Annotated in this window: 7 protein-coding genes; 4 read left to right on the plus strand and 3 right to left on the minus strand. The window is 73.5% G+C overall.

Annotated elements, in window-relative coordinates:
• Positions 1-8: 8 nt before the first annotated feature.
• Positions 9-4262: a PAAR-like domain-containing protein gene (locus WMF31_RS16290; RefSeq protein WP_436602823.1), complete on the minus strand. Its 4254-nt coding sequence runs from the start codon at positions 4260-4262 to the stop codon at positions 9-11.
• 593 nt (positions 4263-4855) lie between these two features.
• Between WMF31_RS16290 and WMF31_RS16295 the strand changes: the two genes are divergently transcribed.
• The 4 genes from WMF31_RS16295 (at position 4856) to WMF31_RS16310 (ending at position 15590) form a co-directional block, all read left to right on the plus strand.
• A complete protein-coding gene (locus WMF31_RS16295) occupies positions 4856-10639 on the plus strand; it encodes an Ig-like domain-containing protein (RefSeq protein WP_436602824.1) in 5784 nt (1927 codons plus the stop codon).
• A 3-nt stretch (positions 10640-10642) separates the two neighbouring features.
• Positions 10643-13285 carry a penicillin-binding protein 1C gene (locus tag WMF31_RS16300; protein ID WP_436602825.1) on the plus strand — a complete coding sequence of 881 codons (2643 nt, stop codon included), beginning with the start codon at positions 10643-10645 and terminating at the stop codon, positions 13283-13285.
• Between the two features lie 1145 nt (positions 13286-14430).
• The gene (locus WMF31_RS16305) at positions 14431-14610 is read left to right on the plus strand and encodes a sensor histidine kinase (RefSeq protein ID WP_436606566.1); all 180 of its coding nucleotides are present in this window, start codon (positions 14431-14433) and stop codon (positions 14608-14610) included.
• Entirely contained in the window at positions 14607-15590 is a 984-nt protein-coding gene (locus WMF31_RS16310) for a Shedu anti-phage system protein SduA domain-containing protein (protein WP_436602826.1), read from the plus strand. The genes WMF31_RS16305 and WMF31_RS16310 overlap by 4 nt, the downstream gene beginning before the upstream one ends.
• Before the next feature lie 64 nt (positions 15591-15654).
• On the opposite strand, the gene WMF31_RS16315 is transcribed toward WMF31_RS16310, so the two are convergent.
• On the minus strand, positions 15655-16926 hold the full coding sequence (locus WMF31_RS16315) for a DUF1501 domain-containing protein (protein ID WP_436602827.1): 1272 nt from the start codon (positions 16924-16926) through the stop codon (positions 15655-15657).
• A gap of 8 nt (positions 16927-16934) precedes the next feature.
• Entirely contained in the window at positions 16935-19283 is a 2349-nt protein-coding gene (locus WMF31_RS16320; protein WP_436602828.1) for a DUF1588 domain-containing protein, read from the minus strand.
• Positions 19284-19348: the final 65 nt, after the last annotated feature.

Consider the following 19348-nt stretch of genomic DNA (forward strand, 5'->3'; position numbering starts at 1 on the left):
GCAGTCCATCACATGACCCCGGGGCCGTAGGTCACCCATTGCCCCCTGTGGACGAACGGCCGGTTCGGCGTGCCGCTCATCATCCCTGGGCCGTACTGGTACGTCGTCGGCTCCTGCCGCTTCCGCCAGAATCGAGGCCAGTCGCGGACCTCCCGGACGCCGGGGATGGTGTCCGTCTCGTCTGCCCACGTGCGCGCCATCTCGTTCGAGATCGCGCCCGACGTGTCGGCCTGCGTCGTCCTCGCGACCGAGCCCGCCACGCTGTCCCGGAACGTCCCCCCCTGCGGAGGCGTGGCCCCGTTGCAGGCGATGAGATCGACCTTCGCGCCCGCCCTCGTCCCGTCGAACCCGGCGTCGTTGAGCATCCTCCCGAGCTGCTGGCCGTTCACCGTGCCGCTGCCCCACTGGACGAAGCCGGGCGCGCCGTGGGTCGTCACCACCACGTGGCTCTCCCCGTCCAGCCGGTTGTTACGCCCGGTCATCCGTTGCCACAAGCTCGGAGGCTGGTTGATCTGATCGTGATAGATCACCCGGGCCCCCGGGTACTCCCTCTGCAGGCGGTCGACGCTGGAGCGGATGACGGGGTCCCTCCGATCGCCGGCGATGATCGTCGTGAGGCCGGATGGATCGATGTACAGCGTGACGTTCGGCACGAAGCCGATGTCCTGGAGCGACGCGAGCACGCCGGCCGGATCCGGCGTGAGAAATACATGCAGGTCCGGGGCATAGTGGCGATGGCGGTTGTAATGGAGCCCCGTCGACGCGTCGGCGCGCTGTCCGGCGAAGCGCAGCGGACCGGGGGCTCCCTGGTGGCGCGCGACGCGCCCCCAGGTCGACAGGTCGATGTCGGCCATCGCGTCCTCCGACGCCGCGTAGAGCCACGGCGTCGAGGCGGCGTCGCAGGCCACCAGGCGGAACACGCCCCTGGCGTCGGTCTCGGCCAGCGGCGTATAGCCGTCGTCGTCGAAGACGCGCCGGAGCGTCGGCCCGCCGATCGCCTGCTCCTCGACCGGGCTCTCGCCGTCCCAGCCGAACCACGTGCTCGTGCCCGTGGATGCGATCTCGGCGATCCGCCTGCCGAAGGCGTCGTAAAGCGTCCGGAACTGGGCGCCGTCGCCGCGAATCGCCAGGATCAGGCGATCGTCGTCGTCGTACATGTACCTGAACGAGCGCGCCGGGTCCGAGCGCAAGCAGGCGCAGAGGCGGCCGCGCGCGTCCCACTCGAGGTGCGCGTCCTCCGTGCGCACGGGGCGCCCTCCGCGGACGAGCGGCGCGCCGCGCAGCGCGGCGGAGACCGGCGTGCCCTGCGCCGCGTAGGTGAACGACTCGTCGGCGCCGAGCCCACGGGCGCCGAGGACACGACCGCGCGCGTCGAGCTCGTACCGGCGCGTCCCGTGGCGCTCGTCGTGGATCGCCGAGAGCGGCCCGAGCGGGCTCCAGACGTAGGAGCGCGCGCGCAGCACCTCCCCGCCCGCGCCCTTCAGCGCGATCCGCAGCGGCAAGCCGCGGGCGTCGCGCTCGGTCTCGAGCGCGAGCCGCGTGTCCGCGCACCACCGCCGGACCTCGCGGCCGCTCGTATCGTGCTCGAAGTGGAGCGTGCGCGCGGCCTGCCCCTCGAGCTTCATCGCCGTGGGCGCGCCGTCCTCCGGCCGGCGCTCGATCGCGACGCCCCAGCCCGTCGAGTACGCGCGGCCGACGATGAGCCCGCACGCGTCGAGCTCCCGCCTCGCCGTGAACGTCCAGCCATGGGTCGACTGCGTCTCCGCCACGCGCCGGCCCGCCTCGTCGTACTCGTACGTGACGACCACCTCCGGGGTCTCCGCGCGCATCAGCCGCGCCCCGTCGTAGACGAACCGCTCGGCCCACCGCTCGCCGTGCGCGCGGCCGACCACCCGTCCCTGAGGATCGCGCTCGACCCGCGCCCAGGTGCCGTCGGGGCGAGCCTCGGTGACCACGAGGTTCGAGCCGTCGTGCTGGTACTCCCGGACCTGCCCGCTGAAGAACCGCTCGCGCGCGATGTTGCCCGCGGGGTCGTAATCGCGCTCGTATCGCTCGCCGGCAGGGTTCTCCATCCAGCGCAAGCGCAGGTCCGCGTCGTAGCCGAAGCGGAATCGGCTGCCGTCCACCTCGCGCTTCTCCACCATCCTGCCCGCCACGTAACGGAACTCCGTCGTCCCCGCGACGCTGTCGCGGACACGCACGACGTTCCGCGCGCCGTCGATGGCGCTCTCGGTCACGCGCCCGGTCGACTCGCGCAGCACCACGAGGTCGCCGCGCGAGTCGTATTCGAGCGTGTACTCGACGCCGCCGGGCCCCCGGATCTGCGTGGGCCGGCCGAGCAGATCGAACTGGTACGCGAGCGCGGCGCCGGTCGGGCCCTTCACCTCGATGACGTTGCCGTGCGCGTCGTACCGCCGGATCTCCTGCGTGCCGTTCGGGTGCGTGATCGCGGTGAGCAGCCCGCGCTCGTCGAGCTCGTAGCGCGTGCGCCGGCCGCATGCGTCGACGTGCTCGACGGGCCGCCCGCGGGCGAGCCGGACCTCCTCGCTCCCGCCGCGGCCCGAGAGGGTGAGGGTCGCCCTGTCCGCGTCGTACCGCGCCGAGGCCTCTCGCTCCGAGCCGACATCGATGGCGTCCACGGTGCCGAGCAGCGAGACCTGCGCGCGGACCCTGGCGCCCGCGCCGTCCGTGGTCGCGGTGAGCCGACCGGCGGCGTCGTACTGGTAATACGTGACATAGCCGCGTGGATCGATGTAGCGATCGATCAGGCCGAAGGCGTTGACGACATGGACGTGCCGGTGGCCCGAAGCGTCGATGACGACGGTCTCGCGCGACTCCGGACGATACTCGAACCGCGCAGGATAGATGCCGCGCGGCCGTCCCTCCGAGGCGGCCTCGGGCGCGCCGAGGGCGGCGAGGATATCCTCGTCCGGCAGATCCCCCCAGGTCTCCACGCACCTCCGGGCCCCGCCGATGGTCTCGTACGTGAAGTGGAACCGCACCCGATCGGGGCGCTGCTCCATCACCAGGTAGTGATCCGCGTCATACACGTAGCGCGTCTCCGCCCCGCCCGCGTCGATGACGCGCACGAGATCCGACCGCGCGTCGATCTCGTACGTGACGAGCCGCGAGCGGTGCTCCTGGCCCTCCGCGTCGGCGACGCTGACCCACCACGCGCGGTAGGGGCCGCTCTTCTCCAGGAACGCGCGGCGCCCCACGGCGTCCCGGATCTCGGCGAGCTCGCCGTCGCGCCACGTCAGATCGGCGGCGTTGCCGAACGCGTCGCGGAGCTGAACGAGCGCGTAATGACCAGGGCGCTCGACCTCCGCGAGCACGCGGAGCAGCCCGTCGTTCCAGTCGAGCACGAGGAGGTCCTGCTCGACCCAGAGCTTGCGCCCATAGGGGAGCACGAGCACCGTGCCGCCTTCGGGGAAGGCGAGCTCCGTGCGGCGAAGCGTCTCGTCGACGAGCACGAGGCGGTCGCCCTGCCGCGTCGCGCGGAGCGCGAGGCCGTGGGACCAGCCGCGACCGAGCCCGACGTCGTGCTCGACGCTCGACGTGCGGTAGGTGCGGACGAAGCTGACCCAGAGCGGGCCGGGGAGCTGGAAGTCGACCGCCGGGCTGGTGAACACGGTCCCGGTCGCGACGTCGACGGGGTGCCCTCCGGTCGCCTGGCCGTCGGCGCCAGGCGGCGCGGGCGGGCTGGGCGGCCCGGCCCCCTGGGCGCTGCCGCCACCGCCGCCGCCCGCGTTGCTCGACCCCTGCGGCCCGCCGGCGCCGGGCCCCCCCGCGCCGCCGCCGCCGCCGCCGCCGCCGCCGCCGCCCCCTCCGGCGCCGCTGGCGCTGGCGCCGGCCCCGACGGTGATGCTCTTGTTCATCTGGCCCATGCTGCCGGTGATGCCGGCCATGCCGAGCTCGATGAACACGTTGGGGGCCCCGAGCCAGGGGAAGCACGGCCCGGCCGTGTTGAGGCTGACGACCTCTTTCAGCGTGCCCGGCTCGTTGCCGTGACACGCCTTCATGCAGCCGCCCACCGTGAGGATCTTCGCCCCTTCGATCTTGGTGCGCATGCACGGATCGATGATCCCCTCGGCGACGGTGCCCATGGTGGGATACGGGATCGGCACCGGGCTCGGCGCCGCCGGCGTCAGGCAAACGCTGACGGCCATGCCGGTCATCTGGTGGCCGGACTTCTCCGTGATCGTATCCATTCCCAGCGCGGTCACCTTGGCCATGCACCAGACCTCCACGGGAGGATACATGACCCCGTGGAGCGATCCTATGTCGCCCCCCGGGCATCCTCCGGCGCGCAGGCGCGGCAGAACGGCGCGCCCAGGGGGTGTCGTCGCGCAGCCGAGCCAGGTCGGCGGCGCGTGACACGCGCTCGAGGACAAGGCGTTCTCGATGACGCGCCCTCGACGCCTGCCCAGACGAGCGGGGGGCGCGTCCGCGTGACCGGATGAGCGGGGGCGTGTCCGGATGAGCGGGGTGCGTGTCCGGATGAGCGGGGTGCGTGTCCGGATGAGCGGGGTGCGTGTCCGGATGAGCGGGGGCGTGTCCAGATGGGCGGGGTGCGTGTCCAGATGGGCGGGTGCGTGTCCAGATGGGCGGGGTGCGTGTCCAGATGGGCGGGGGGCGTGTCCAGATGGGCGGGGTGCGTGTCCAGATGAGCGGGTGCGTGTCCAGATGGGCGGGTGCGTGTCCAGAGGTGGCTTGCTGACGCGCTCGATGCCCATTGCCCCTCCGGTGCCCGGAGCCCCCGCCGGCGTGTGTCTCGCCTGCCACGCCGCGCCCGGGGCTGCGCCGCGGCCAGGCCCCTTGCGCCCGCGGCATCCCTGTTGCTCAGTCGCGCACCATGCCCGTGCCCGCCCCGCCGCAGCTCCGGTTCGCGCCCGCCGCCCTGGCCGCCATCGCCCTCAGCCTCTCCTGTGTGCAGGGCGCGCGCGCTCCCAACGTCCCGCCCCGCGGCACGCTCGCGCCCGGCGCGCTCGACCCGGGCAAAAAGCCCGCGGAGGGGCCGTTCGCCGTCGTGTTCGGCGCGCCCCGCGGGCAGACCACCAGCCCCGCCGAGATCAACCTCGTCTTCAACCGGCCGATGCGGCCCCTCGATCTCGCCGGCGGCGAGGTCAGCGCGCCCGCGTCCCTGAAGCCACAGGTCCCCGGGCAGTGGCGCTGGGTCGGCTCGAGCGGCCTCACGTTCGCCCCGGAGGGCCGCCTGCCGCGCGCCACCGAGTTCACCGTCGAGGTCCCGGCCGGCACCCGCGCGCTCGACGGCAGCGCGCTCGCGGCGCCGTACGTGCTCACCTTCCGCACCGAGCGGCCCCGGGTCGCCCGCGTCGAGCCCTGGTCCGGCAAGGACGACCTCCGGCCGGACGCGCGGTTCGAGCTCCGCTTCAACCAGCCGGTCGACGCCGCCGAGATCGCGCGCAGCGTGTCCATCACGGCCGGCGACGGCGGCGCGACGAAGGTCCCGTTCGACGTCCGCCGCCCCGATCCGAAGAACGAGCTGCTCGCCGAGCTCGTCCCGCGCGCGCCGCTGCCGCGCGACAGCGAGGTCGAGGTCTCCGTGGCCGCGAGCCTCCGCGGCCGGGAGGGGCCGCTCCCGGCCGGCGAGGCGCAGCGCTTCTCGTACCGCACCTACGGACCGCTCCGCGCCGAGACGATCGAGTGTGATCGCGACACGCCGGGCGGGCGGTGCGCGGCCGAGGGCGGGATCTCGCTCGTCTTCTCGAACAGCGTCCGCTTCGCGGACGTGAAGCGGGCGATCTCGGTCGAGCCCGCCGTCAAGCTCCGGTGGCCCTCGTGGATGGAGGACGACTCCCTCACGCGCCACGTCTTCCTCGGCGGGCGCTTCGCCCCGGGGCAGAGCTACCGCGTGCGCGTGGCCGCCGGGCTGCGCGACGAGCACGGGCAGGCGCTCGCCGCGCCCTTCTCCGAGGCGGTCGCGTTCGCCGATCGCTGGCCCGAGGCGCAGATCGGCCTCACCGGCAGCGTGTTCGAGCCGGGGCAACGGCGCGAGATCCCGGTCGTGTCCGTGAACGTCCGCGAGCTATCGCTCGCCGTCGGCGCGATGACCGAGGAGGCGGTGCTCGCGCTGGAGGCCGACCCGCACAGCCCGGGGCGGAGCCCCAGGATGAGCGAGATCGCGGCGCTCCCCTCCGGCAAGCGCTCCGTCCTGCGCCCCGCCGCCGCGCGCAACGCGCCGGCGACCCACCTCGTGCGCACCGCCGACGTGCTGGGCGGGGAGGGCAAGCGCGGGCCGCTCGCGATCGGGATCAGCTACACCGAGCGGCCCGGGACCCGGCGCGCGCGCACCGCCTCCGAGGCGGTGATCGCGCAGGTGACGGACCTCGGGATCAGCGCGAAGGTGTCGCCGCACGGCTCGCTCGTCTGGGTGACGCGCCTGTCGACGGGCGCGCCGGTCCCGGGCGCGCGCGTCTGGATCCGGACGCCGGGCGCGCCCGCGCCCGCGGCGGTGACCACCGACGCGGACGGGTTCGCGATCGTCCCCGCGTCGGCGTACCGGCCCGCGACCTCGTCCGCGCCGGAGCGCGGCGTGATCTTCGCGCGCGCGGGCGACGACTGGACGTACCGCCGCGTCTCGGACGCGCTGAGCGGGTGGCGCTTCGGCGCGCCGTTCGACTTCAGCGCGCCGCGCCCGTTCGGGATGCTGTTCTCCGATCGCGGCATCTACCGGCCGGGCGACACGGTGCGCGTGAAGGGGATCTTCCGCGAGGAGGCGGCGCGGGGGACGAGGACGCCGGCCGGCAAGGCCGTGGCGTTCAAGGTCGAGGGGCCCGACGGCGAGGCGATCGTGCGCCAGACGCCGCGGCTCGGCGCCTTCGGCACGTTCTCGGCCGACGTGAAGATCCCGGAGACGGCGCGCCTCGGCACGTACACCCTCGGCGCCACGGTGCAGGGCGGCGAGGCCGGGTGGCCCGACGTCACGAGCAGCGTCGAGGTCGCCGAGTACCGGCCCGCCGAGTTCAAGGTCGGCGTCGAGAGCGACAAGCCGAGCTACGTCCGCGGCGACAAGGCGCGCTGGATCGCGCGCGGCGACTACCTGTTCGGGGCGCCGATGACGAACGCCGAGGTCCGGCTCTCGGTGACGCGGCGGCCGGCGGCGTTCACGCCGCCCGGGATCGAGGGGTTCACGGTGAGCGAGGACGAGCTCACCGACGCGCTGCCGGAGAGCGCCCCGCGCGAGGGCGAGGTGCAGAGCGGGCAAGAGCGGCTCGACGCGGCCGGGCAGGCCGAGATCACCGCGACGCTCGCCCTGCCCGGGCAGCGCGGCGCCGAGCTCGTGACGTGCGAGGCGGAGATCACGGACGTGTCGCGGCAATCGCTCGCCGGGAGCTCGACGGCGCTCGTGCACCCGGCCGAGCTCTACGTCGCGCTCCGGGAGCCCGAGCTGTTCGTCGAGGCGGGCGACGTGCTCCGGCCGGAGGTCCTCGCGGTCGACCCGAAGGGGGCGCGCGTCGGGAAGGTGGCGGTCCGGGTCGAGCTCGTGCAGCGGACGTGGACGCTCGCGCGCGAGGCGAGCGGCAGCGCGTACCGCAGCGTGACCACGCCGGTCGACAAGGTCGTCGGGCGCTGCGGCGTCACGACGGCGGAGGCGCCGCGGAGCTGCGAGCTCAAGGTCCCGGGCGCGGGCTACTACCTGCTGCACGCGACGGCCAGGGACCGCCGCGGCAACCCCGTCGGCGCGGCCGCGGGCGTCTACGCGCTCGGCGAGGGCGCGGGCTTCGGCTTCGGCGACAGCGACGAGCTCAAGGTCGAGCTCGTGCCCGACCGGGAGAGCTACGAGGTCGGGCAGACCGCGCGCGTGCTCGTGAAGTCGCCGTTCGCCTCCGCCGACGCGCTGGTCACGGTCGAGCGCGCCGGGATCTCGGAGCACCGGCGCGTGAAGCTCACGGGCGCGATGCCGACGATCGACGTGCCGATCACCGAGGATCTCCGGCCGAACTCGTTCCTCTCCGTGCTGATCCTGCGCGGGCGGACCCGGCCGGCGCCCGCGCCCGGCAAGGACGGGTCGCCGCCGCCCGACGTCGGCGCGCCCGCGTTCCGCCTCGGCTACGCGCCGCTCCGCGTGAACCCCGAGGCGCGGCGGCTCACGGTGCGCGTCACGCCGGACAGGGTGGACGCGCGCCCCGGCGATCCGATCCGCGTGGACGTCGACGTGCGCGATCGCGGCGGCCGGCCCGCGCGCGCGGAGGTCACGCTCTACGCCGTCGACGAGGGGGTGCTGTCGCTGATCGGCTACCAGACGCCCGATCCGATCCCCGTGTTCGGGGCGCCGCGCAGCCTGAGGGTGGCGACGATCGAGACGCGCGAGGCGCTCGCGCGTGTGCGCAACCCGTTCGCGGACCTCGGCGCGGACAAGGGGCGCGCGGGCGGCGGCGGCGCGCACGGCAGCACGGGCGTGCGGCGCGATTTCCGGCAGAGCGCCTACTACCACCCCGCGCTCGTCACCGACGCCGCGGGGAAGGCGCGCGCGAGCTTCAAGCTGCCGGACTCGCTCACGACCTACCGCGTGATGGCGGTCGTGGTCGCCGAGGACGATCGCTTCGGCTACGGCCAGGCGCGGGTGACGGCGAGCCGCCCGCTCATGGCGCGGCCGGCGCTGCCGCGCTTCCTGCGCGCCGGCGACGCGATCGACGCGGGCGTCGTCGTCACGTCGAAGGGGCTCGCGAAGGCCACGGTCGAGGTGGAGCTCTCCGCCACGGGGCTCACGCTCTCGGGGAGCCCGAGGCGCTCGATCGAGCTCGCCCCGGGCGCCTCGACCGAGGTCCGCTTCGCGCTCTCGGCGCCGCAGGCCGGCCCGGCGACGCTGCGCTTCCGCGCGTCCGGCGGCGGGGCCGAGGACGTGGTCGAGGTGACGCGCAAGGTCCAGGCGCCCGCGTCGCCGGAGGCGGTCGCGCTCTACGGCGACACGGGCGCCGCGAGCGCCGAGCGGCTCGGGGACCTGTCGGCGATCCGCGACGACGTCGGAGGGCTCACCGTGAGCCTGTCGCCGACCGCGCTCGTGGGCCTCGGCGGCGGCGTGGAGCAGCTCCTCGAGTACCCGTACGGGTGCACCGAGCAGCTCACGAGCCGGATGGTGCCGCTGCTCGCGCTGCGCGACCTCGCGAGGGCGTACGGGATCGCCCTGCCGAAGGACCTCACGGCGGTCGTCGGCAAGACGGTCCGGGAGATCCTCTCGCACCAGCGGGGAGAGGGGGGGTTCGGGTTCTTCGCCGAGTCGGACCGCCCGGATCTCTGGACCACCGCCTACGCGCTGTGGGGGCTCTCCGAGGCGAAGCGGCACGGGGTCGCGGTGCCGGCCGACGCGACGGACCGCGCGATCGCGTTCCTGCGCCGGAAGCTGAACGAGATCGGCGATGACCCGATCCTGCGCGCGACCGCGCCGTTCATCGTCGACGTGCTCGCCCAGACCGGCGCCCCCGATCCCGGGCGCGCGACGCGGCTGTTCGAGGAGCGCGACGAGCTGCCGCTCTTCTCGAAGGCGCTGCTCGCGCACGCGATGGTGGTCGGCAAGGGCGACAGGGCGGCGGTGGACGAGCTCGTGCGCGAGATCGAGGGCGCGGTGCGCGTCGACGGCCCGGTCGCGCGGGCCGTCCACGACCACGGCGACGCCTACGCGGTCCTGATGGACTCCGAGGCCCGGACCTCGGCGCTCGTGCTGCGGGCGCTGCTCGCCGCGCGGCCGGCGCACGCGCTGGCGCCGCGGCTCGCGGCGGGGCTGCTCGCGGACCGCCGCGGGGGCACGTGGCGCAGCACGCAGGAGACGGCCTGGGCGCTGCTCGCGCTCGACCAGTACCGGAGGGCGCAGGAGAAGGCGGCGCCGGACTTCGACGCGCGGGTGTTCCTCGGGCAGGCGGAGCTCTTCTCCGCCTCGTTCCACGGCCCCACGACCGAGCAGGCCAGGACCACGATTCCCGCGGCGCGGCTCGTGAGCGCGGCTGGCTCGCCGCTCGCGTTCTCGGTCGACGGCCGTGGCCGCCTGTTCTACGAGGCGCGGCTCCGCTACGCGCGCAAGGAGCTCCCGGCGGCGCCGCTCGACCGCGGCTTCACCGTCCTGAAGTCGCTCCGCGCGCTCGCGCCCGACGAGCTCGCGGCCGCGGTCGGCGGCGCGCCGCCGGGCCCGCCCGCCGGCGGCGCGTCGCCCTCCTCGCTCGCCTTCGCCGGCGGGGACCTCGTGCTCGGCGAGATCGTCGTGGTGACGCCCTCGCCGCGCGACTTCGTGGTCATCGACGATCCGCTGCCGGCCGGCCTGGAGGCGATCGACGCGCGGCTCGCGACGTCCGCGCGCTCGCTCGACCTCGACGCCGCGGAGGCCGCGGCGGAGGCCGCCGCCGCGGACGTCGACCCGGACGACCTGCGCGCGACCGGCCGCGCGTATAACCCGAGCCGCTTCGTCCGCGAGATCCGCGACGACCGGGTGCTCTTCTTCGTCGACCACATGGCCGCCGGGATGTACCGGTACCGCTACCTCGCGCGGGCGACGACGCTCGGCGCGTTCGTGGTCCCGCCCGCGCGGGCGGAGGAGATGTACAGCCCCGAGGTCTTCGGCCGGACGGGGGCGCTCGCGGTGAAGGTCGGGCCCCGGGGGGCGGACGCGGCGGCGCGTCCTCGCTGAGCCGTGGCCGCGCCCTCGCCCTCGCCAGAGCGCCCCGGCCGCGCCGGGAGGTGGCGCGCGCTCTCCCGCGTCGTCCGCCTCGCCCGCGCGCGCGGGGCGCGCCGCGCCGCGCGGATCGCGCTCGGGCTCGCCGTCGCGCCGTGGCTCCTGCTCGCCGTGCTCGCGGCGCTCACGGGGCTCCCGCCGGAGCTCCGCGCGCCCGAGGAGCGCGCCGTCTCCACGGTGATCCTCGATCGCCACGGCTCGGTGCTGCGCGAGCTCCGCGCCGGGGACGGGGCGCGCGCGCGCTGGCTGCCGCTCGCGGAGGCCGGCGACCGGATCCAGCGCGCGCTGCTCGCCGCCGAGGACCGGCGGTTCGCGCTCCACCCCGGGGTGGATCCGCTCGCGATCGCGCGCGCTCTCGGCCAGCTCGCGGCGGAGCGGCGCGTCGTCTCGGGCGCGTCCACGATCACGCAGCAGCTCGCGCGCACGCTCGCGCCGCGCCCCCGCACCGTGCGCGGCAAGATCGGCGAGATGGCGCTCGCGCTGCGCATCGAGGCGTCGCTCTCGAAGCGCGAGATCCTCGAGCAGTACCTGAACCGGGTCGCGTTCGGCCCGGGGCTGCGCGGCGTCGAGGCCGCGAGCCGCTTCTACTTCGACAAGCCGACGCGGGACCTGTCGCTCGCCGAGGCCGCGGCGCTCGCGAGCATGCCGCGCGGCCCCGCGCTGTACGACCCGCGCCGCGGCACGGGGCCGCTCGAGCGCCGCCGGAACCGGGTCCTGGATCGCATGCTCGCGGCCGGGCTCGCCGGCGCGGGCGAGGTGGCGATCGCGCGCGCCGAGCCCATCGCGCTCGCCCCGCGGGGCGCCGGCCTCGGCGCGCCGCACCTCGTGCGCGCCGTGCTGTCCGGCGCGCTGGGCGACGGCGGCGCTCCCCCCGCCGGCGGCGCCTCGTCGGCCGGCGGCGCCGCGTCGGCCGATGGCGCCGCCGGCGGCGCCTCGTCGGCCGGCGGCGCGGCGTCCGCCCCCGCGGAGCGCGCGGCGCCGCTGCGCGGGCGGGCGAGCTCGATCACGCTGACCATCGACCGCGGGCTCCAGCGCGAGATCGAGGTCCTCGCGCAGCAGACGGTCCGCGGCCTGTCGGACCGCGACGTCGGCGCCGCGGCGGTGGTGGTCCTCGAGAACGCGACGGGCGACATCCTCGCGTACGTCGGCTCGCACGACATCGAGGACGCCGCCGGGCTCGGCCACAATGACGGCGTCCTCGCGCTGCGCCAGCCCGGGTCGGCGCTGAAGCCGTTCGTCTACGAGCTCGCCATGGAGCAGCTCGGGTTCACGGCCGCGACGGTCCTGCCCGACGTCGAGCTCTCGTTCCCGACGCCGAGCGGCAGCTACGCGCCCCGGAACTACGACGGGCGGTTCCACGGCCCGGTCCGCCTGCGGGAGGCGCTGGCCAGCTCGTACAACGTCCCGGCGGTCTGGACGGCGACCGCGCTCGGGCCCGCTCGCGTCGTCGCGCGGCTCCGGGAGCTCGGCCTCGGCTCGCTCGATCGCGAGCCGTCGGTGTACGGCGTCGCGATCGCGCTCGGCGACGGCGAGGTCCGCCTGCTCGACCTCGCGAACGCGTACGCCACGCTCGCGCGCGGCGGGGTGCTCCTGCCGGTGCGCGCGGTGCGCGCGGCGCGGGGGCCGGACGGCGCGCCGATCGCGCCGGGCGCCGACCTCGCGCCGGGCACAGGCGGCGCGCCTGCCGGGCGCGGCGCGCGCGTCCTCGACCCCGTGCGCGCCCGGGTCATCGTCGACATCCTCGCCGACGACAAGGCGCGGCTCGCGTCGTTCGGCGAGGGCAGCGCGCTCGACCTGCCGTTCCCCGTGGCCGCGAAGACGGGCACGTCCAAGGGGTTCCGCGACAACCTCACGGTCGGCTTCACGCCCGACGTGACCGTGGCCGTGTGGGTGGGCAACTTCGACGGCTCGCCCATGGGCGGCGTCAGCGGCATCACCGGCGCGGGGCCGCTGTTCCGCGACGCGATGCTCGCGGCCGCGCGCCTCTACCCGCCGCGGCCGTTCGAGCCGCCGGATCCCGAGCAGCTCGCCGAGGTCGAGGTCTGCAGCCTGTCCGGCATGCGGCCGGCGGCCGCGTGCCCGCACCGCCGGAGGGAGCTGCTCCCGCGCGGCGAGGCCGCGGCGCTCGCGCCGTGCGACATGCACGAGATCGTGCGCATCGACCGGCGCAACGGCCTGCGCGCGGGCGCCTGCCCCGCCGCGGAGGTCGAGGAGCGGACGTTCGAGCGGTACGACGCGGAGCTCACCGCGTGGGCGCGCGCCGCCGGCCGGCCGGTCGCCCCGGACGAGGCCTCGCCCCTGTGCGCGCCGCTCCCCGGCGCGGCCGGCGCGCCCCTGGCCACGGTGCGCGTCCGCGTCGCGTACCCGCCGGACGGCGCCCGGTTCGTCCTCGACCCCTCGGTCAACTCGGTGCAGGCGATCCGGCTCCGCGCCGACGTCCCGCCGGGCGTGCGCCGCGCGCGCTTCGTGCTCGACGGCCGGCCGATCGAGGTGGGGCCGCCGTTCGCGCTCGACTGGCCGCTCGTCGCCGGCGCGCACCGGCTCCGCGCCGAGGCGGACGGCGCGCGGGCCGGCGAGGAGATCGAGTTCCGGGTGGAGTGAGGTCCCCGTTCTCCACCCCGTGAGCGAGGTCCCGGGGGTTCGGTGGACGCTGGTCCTGCGCTTCGTTAGCTCTACGAGACGGAAGGGAACGGTCGATGGAAGAAGAGAGGAGCAGGCCGCAGTCCCTGGAGGCGCAGGTCAACGAGATCCTCGAGGCTTGTGAGTACGAGGTTCAGCAAGCCGTCGGGCTCGAGCAAGGGGTGACCGACTGGTTTGCCACGCCGCGCAGCGGCTTCATCCGCCCTCGCACCTACTTCCGTGTGCTCCCTCAACCTCCCGAAGACCTGAACGCCACGCTCACCGAGCTCGAATCGGCTCGTGTGGCGCGGAGAGCCGATCGCGCGGTCGCGATCATCATGATCAGCTTGCGCGCGCCCGCGCTGAAAACGATAGCTTTCGCTCGTTGTCGGATGCGTTGCCAAACCTGCAGTACATCGTGTCCGCGGTGCAGAGCATCGAGCTTGTGGACCGACCTGCGTCGGTCGATGCATGGATCGCTTCCGTCATCGTGGCCTATGTGGATGCCCTGAGGCTCGGGGAACGACCGCTCCCGCCATCGGGGATGGAAGGGGAGGATGAGCTGTCGCGAGCTCTCGAAAACTTGGCGCTGGAGCAGTTCGCCATGGGGTTGCGCCGCTCGGATCGGCTCCCCGTGCCCGGGGGGCTGAGACATGTGCTGCGGACATGGCTTGATATCACCGAGGTCGAGCTCAAGAACCCCCTGCTGCGCGACTACTACATCGCTCGGAAGATCGCTCGCGAGGTGAGCGCCGGCAACTCCGAGACCCTGCTTCGATATCAATTCCCGCCGTTCGTGTTCCTGTTCCTGGCGCTCGTCGCCCCCGAGGTCTCCGCGCACGTGACTCAAGGCCGCGTCGCCCAGCTCGACGAGAAGGTCCGGAGCGAGGTGGAGCGGAAGCTGCAACTGACGTTCGCGCATCTGCTCAACCGCCCGGTGGGCATGGTGCGCGCGCGCCTCCGCGAGATCCGCGACGGCATCGGCAGGGAGAGGGCCGCCGCCCTCTCGCGGCCCTTCGAGCAGATCGAGGACGAGCTGCGCTTCATCCAGAGCCTCGCGGAGCGCACGCGACTCTGGGAGACCGCGCCCGACGAGCCGATCGAGGAGGTCGTCGTATCGGCGGCGCATCTTCGAGCCGCTCGTCACGACGAAGCGGGGCGGGGCAGGGAAGCCGCGCGGCACCGGCCTCGGCCTGTCCATCGCCCGGCGCTACGCCGAGCACATGCACGGGCAGGTGGGGCTCGATGAAACGGCGCCCGAGACGTGCTTCTATGTGGACCTCGTGGCGTGGAGGGAAGGCGAATGAGCGACAGGCAGCCCAGGCGGGTCCTCCTCGTGGAGGACGACGAGACGAACGCCGAGGCGGCGATCGAGTGGCTGCGGGAGCAGCGCTACCAGGTCGAGCGGGCGGCCGCCGCGGAGGACGGCCTCGCTGCCGCCGAGCGCTTCCAGCCCGATGTCGTCGTGCTCGACCTGCAGATCCCCTCGCGGCCGGGGCGGGCGGACGAGCACACCGACCACGGCTTCCGCGCGCTGGACGCGCTCCTCCGCGCCGACCCGTTCCGCCCCGTCGTGGTCGCGACCGCGCACAGCCGGAACCGCGAGCTGATGCGCCAGGTGATGCAGCGCAACCGCGGCGGCCACTTCCTGTTCAAGGACGACGAGGATCTCCGCGCGGCGGTGCTCCGGGCCGTGGCGGTCGCGCTGGAGAGCCCGGCGTACGTGGCCCGAAGCACGGTGCGGGCCTTCGAGGAGCTCATCGCGCGGAACCCGCGAGAGGAGGAGATCCGGATCTTCCTCCAGAAGAGCTGGCGTGTCCTCCTGGGGCCCCGGTATCGAGCGTGCCATCCGCAGTACCAGCTCGATCGTGGCGTCAAGGTCGACCTGCTCTTCGTCCGGCACGACGACTTTCCCGATCTCTGGGAGCTGAAGCGCCCAGACCAGCCGGTCTTCAAGGGGTACGGTGACCGACTCCACCACAGCGAGGAGTGCGCGCGGGCCGTGGGGCAGGTCATGGAGTACATCGACCTCGCCGAGAAGCAGACAGGGGGGCCGTTGAGCTACGAGGTCCGTAAAGGCCTTCGCGTGTCGCTCCACCGGCCGCGCGGCTTCGTGGTCATCGGAAGGACCGGAAGCCAGCGCGAACGGGACCGCCTGGCGCTCGACAACAGCTTCATGGCGGGCATCACCCTGATGACTTACGACGACCTGATCGAGGAGGCGCGCCAGGTGCTGACGTTCCTGCGCGACTACCGGAACGGCAGCGCGGAGCCTCTCCCCGTCTGAGCGCGGGATCGCCCGCGGGCGGCCCTCGCCGCGCCGCCCGCGGAGGCATCCCGGCGGAGCCGCTTCAGCCGAACAGCGGCAGGTCTTCCTCCTCGGTCAGCGGGAACCGCTGCACGAGCGGGTCCTCCGCGATCCCGGCCAGCTTGCGCAGCGCCTTGTGGATGTGCCCCGGCTTGATCCGGATGCCGCCTTCCCTCGGCTCCAGCGTCGCCGGGTCGAGGGCGATCGGGTTGTGCCGCTCGTCCGTCACGCCGATCACCCGGTTCCCCGGGATGCCGGCGCCCGCCAGCATCATGCTGCTGATGTTCCAGTGGTCCTTGCCGTTGCCCTGGTTGTACCCCGGCGTCCGCCCGAAGTCCGAGCCCACGACGATGACGATCCGATCGGCGATGCCCTGCTCCTCGGCGGCGGTCAGGAGGAAGTCCACGCCGTCGCAGATCTGGTCGAGCCGCGGGATGTGGCTGTCGTCGTGGTTCCCGTGCGTGTCGAACCCGCCGAGCGACAGGTTCGCGCTCACGCAGATACCCGCGCGGTAGGCCGCGAGCGCGAGCTGCGCCTGCCGTCGGAGCGAGGCGTTCTCGAACTCCTCGGGCAGGTACTGGATGAGCTGCTTGAGCTCGTTCTGCCCGACGCGCGACGTGAAGAGCGTGCTCATCGCCTGCTTCACGTGGGGGAGGCGCTGCTGCTCGAGCTTCGCCGCGTGCCGCGCCTGCCGGGCCTCGAGGATCCGCGTCATCGTGGCCTCGGTGTGATAGAGCTCCTGCCGCTCGGCCCCGAGATCGATGACGTTGGGGTACGCGAGCCGCTGGAGCAGCCGCGTGTCGGGCACGCGGGTGACGGCGACGACGTTCGCCGACGTGTCGTAGCCGCCGTTGCTGATGAACCCCATCGGCAGCGCGCCGCCGTGGACGCCCGCCACGAGCGCCGCGAACCCGGGCTTGCCCTCGCGGAGCGTCCCGCTCCACGTGTTGCGGACGCCCGCGTCATGGCTGTTCGTGCCGGTGTCGATGCCGTTGATGACGAGCAGCTTGCTGTAGTGCTTCTGGAAGAACGCGGCGTTGTTGCCGACGGGCGCGTACCGGAGGTTGCCCGCCGCCTCGATGTCGGCGGCCAGGTAGCTGCGGTTCATGGCGTCCCGGGTCTCCTGCTCCTCGGGGCTGCTCGCGCCCTTCGGGTCGCAGAGGCTCGTCGGATCCCAGCCGCCGCCGGCGTGGATGTGGACCCAGAGAGGCCCCGTGTAGGGGTCGGCCGCCGCGGCGTCCCTGGACAGCGAGCCCGCCGCGACGACGCCGAGGCCAGCCATCGATGCAAGCTTGAGGAATTCTCGACGTTCCATGGCTGCTCCTACTGGTAAAGGAACCTGAAGTCCGACAGGAGATAGGTCATGACGCTCATCCAGGCGCGGACGGTGTAGTTCTCGTCCCTCGTGAGCTTCTGGTCGTCGGGGAGCCCCTCGCGGGTCCAGTAGTCGCTCTGCACCTGGCACGCGCCGGGCAGCGATCTCGAGAGGCGCCCCTCCTCGCCCTCCGCCTTCGCCATGCCCGCCTTGCCCTCCTCCCACGTGCCCAGGAAGATCTGGTAGGTGCGCTCGATCTCCGGGTCGTCGAGCTCGAGCCGCTCGCCCAGCACCCGCTTGTGGAGGTGCTGGATGTTCCGCTTGATCGCGTCGACGGCGGGCACGACCTCGAAGTCGTTCGCGTCCCTCGGCTCGAAGGTCGTCTCCACGTAGGGGAACAGGAGCCGCTCCTCCGCGGGCAGGTTGAGATCGCGCGGCACCGCGATGCACGCCATCTCGTTCGCCATGCGGTCGGCGATGTTGGCCATGACCCCGTTCGGCTCCGTGATCCGCAGGGTCACCTCCTCGGAGTCGATGCCGCCGTAGAGCAGGCGGTAGGCGTCGCGCCGGAGCAGGAAGTCGTAGCGATTCCCGTCGTCCTCGAACGCCCTCGGGCGCCACGGGTAGCCCGTCACCGCCCAGATCTTGCGGTGGAGCTGCTCCGGCCCGAGGAACCGCGCGCCGCCGAGATCCGGCAGCGCGTCGCCCCGGGACGACGCCGCCGCCACGTTGCGCGCGCGGAAATAGGGGCTCTTGATGATCCCCTTGACGACCGTCTTCAGGTTGTAATCGCTCTCCGCGAAGTCGCGCGCGATCGCGTTGAAGGCGTGGTACTGGGCGAGGTACGCCCGGAACCGCGCGCTGTACTCCGGATCGTCGTTCGCCGGCGCGGTGAGCGGCCTCTTCCCGGTGAGCCCCGTGTACATCGTGGTGACCGCGGCGAGCGCGAAGCGCGGGTCGTCCGCGACGCGCTTCGCCACCCACTGGATCGCCCTCGGGAACTCGCTGAACGGCACCGACTCGGCGCCGAAGCCCGGCGGCCGCATGTCCTCGTACCACGTCGAGTCGGCCTTGTACCGGCCGAGGTCGTCGAACGTGTGGAACGCGCCGGCCAGCGGGTCGAGGGGGACGTGGCACACGGTGCACGCCGCGTTGTTCATCGTGGGGTTGAAGTCCGTGATCTTCGTCTGATCGAGCGGCTGCTCGGCCGTCTTCAGGATGTCGGTGCCGAGGAAGAACTCGTAGACCACGCGCGCGCGGTGCCGGTTCCGGTTCGTGCTCGTCGTCGGGTGCCGGGTGAGGAACACGATGGTGGAGAGCACGCCGGCGAGCGGGATCGGATCGCGCTTCGCCGGCACGAACTCGTACGGATCCGCGTCGTTCTCGAACTCGGCCGCCACGCCGTACGCCCGCGCGGAGAACGGGTTCACGACCGTGTAGTCCGCCGTGAGCACCTCCTTGAACGACCGGTCGTTCCGGACGATGTACGCGATGAGCTCGAGCGGCTCCCGGCCGATGGCGCGGTTGGTCCAGGTCCTCAGCTTGGCGGTGACGTCCTCCAGGTCCCGCGCGCCGTATTTCTGGATGAGCGCCGGGTCCTGCGGGATGCTCTGGTACCATTTCGGATCGTACGCCTCGCTCTTCAGCAGATCGATGGCCGCCTCTCCGCCGTTCAGGTAACGATCGGTGAGGAAGAGATCGTTATAGATCTCCTTGAGGCGCTCATAGAACGCCTCCTCGGTGAGGAGCTGGTCCAGGATCGGGTCGAGCGCGGCCATGCCGCCCTGCTGCACGGCCTGCTCCTCGGCCTCGGTGGGCAGCCGCCCGCCGAGCTCGAGGCTCGCCATGCGGAGCGTCTCCTCCGGCCCGCTCATCACGACGCCGGCGAGGGACGCGTTGACGTCCGTCTCGCATGACGACGGCTCCTTCGTGCGGGCCACCATCTCGCTGAGCGCCTCGTACTCGGAGCCACCCTCGTCGATGACGTGGCCGCCCCCGTGCTCGATGCGCCTCGTCGGCTTGAGCAGCACGTACGACGTCCCGTCGCGCTCCAGGCTGGCGAGCGACTTGAACGTCGCGAGGTTCCTGTCGAGGAACCCCGCCTCGCTGCTGCCGGCGAGGACCAGCTTGGAGCTCGCCGCCTGGCCCTGCGGGTTATGGCAGCCGATGCACTTCGTCGAGAGGATGGGGGCCCAGACCTTCTCTGCGAAGAACTGCTCGTCGGACAGGCACGGGCCGCCGTCGTCGCCGGCGCAGCCCGTGGCCACGGTCCCGAGCGCGCCCGCGCCCGCGGTGAGCCCGAGGAGCCCGAGGACCGCCGCGGCGCGCCTCCGGAATATCCATCCTGTTCTCGGCATAAGCATCCTCTTCGGGGGCGCCCGCCCCCGCGGTGAGGGGACCGGGAGAGTGGAGCCCCGAATCG

The sequence above is a fragment of the Sorangium sp. So ce1036 genome (assembly GCF_051369805.1).
GTDB lineage: Bacteria > Myxococcota_A > Polyangia > Polyangiales > Polyangiaceae > Sorangium > Sorangium cellulosum_F.

Coding starts and splice junctions, on each gene's coding strand:
- WMF31_RS16290 (WP_436602823.1), bottom strand. CDS start 4,262: ATGTATCCTCCCGTGGAGGTCTGGTGCATGGCCAAGGTGACCGCGCTG.
- WMF31_RS16295 (WP_436602824.1), top strand. CDS start 4,856: ATGCCCGTGCCCGCCCCGCCGCAGCTCCGGTTCGCGCCCGCCGCCCTG.
- WMF31_RS16315 (WP_436602827.1), bottom strand. CDS start 16,926: ATGGAACGTCGAGAATTCCTCAAGCTTGCATCGATGGCTGGCCTCGGC.
- WMF31_RS16320 (WP_436602828.1), bottom strand. CDS start 19,283: ATGCCGAGAACAGGATGGATATTCCGGAGGCGCGCCGCGGCGGTCCTC.
- WMF31_RS16310 (WP_436602826.1), top strand. CDS start 14,607: ATGAGCGACAGGCAGCCCAGGCGGGTCCTCCTCGTGGAGGACGACGAG.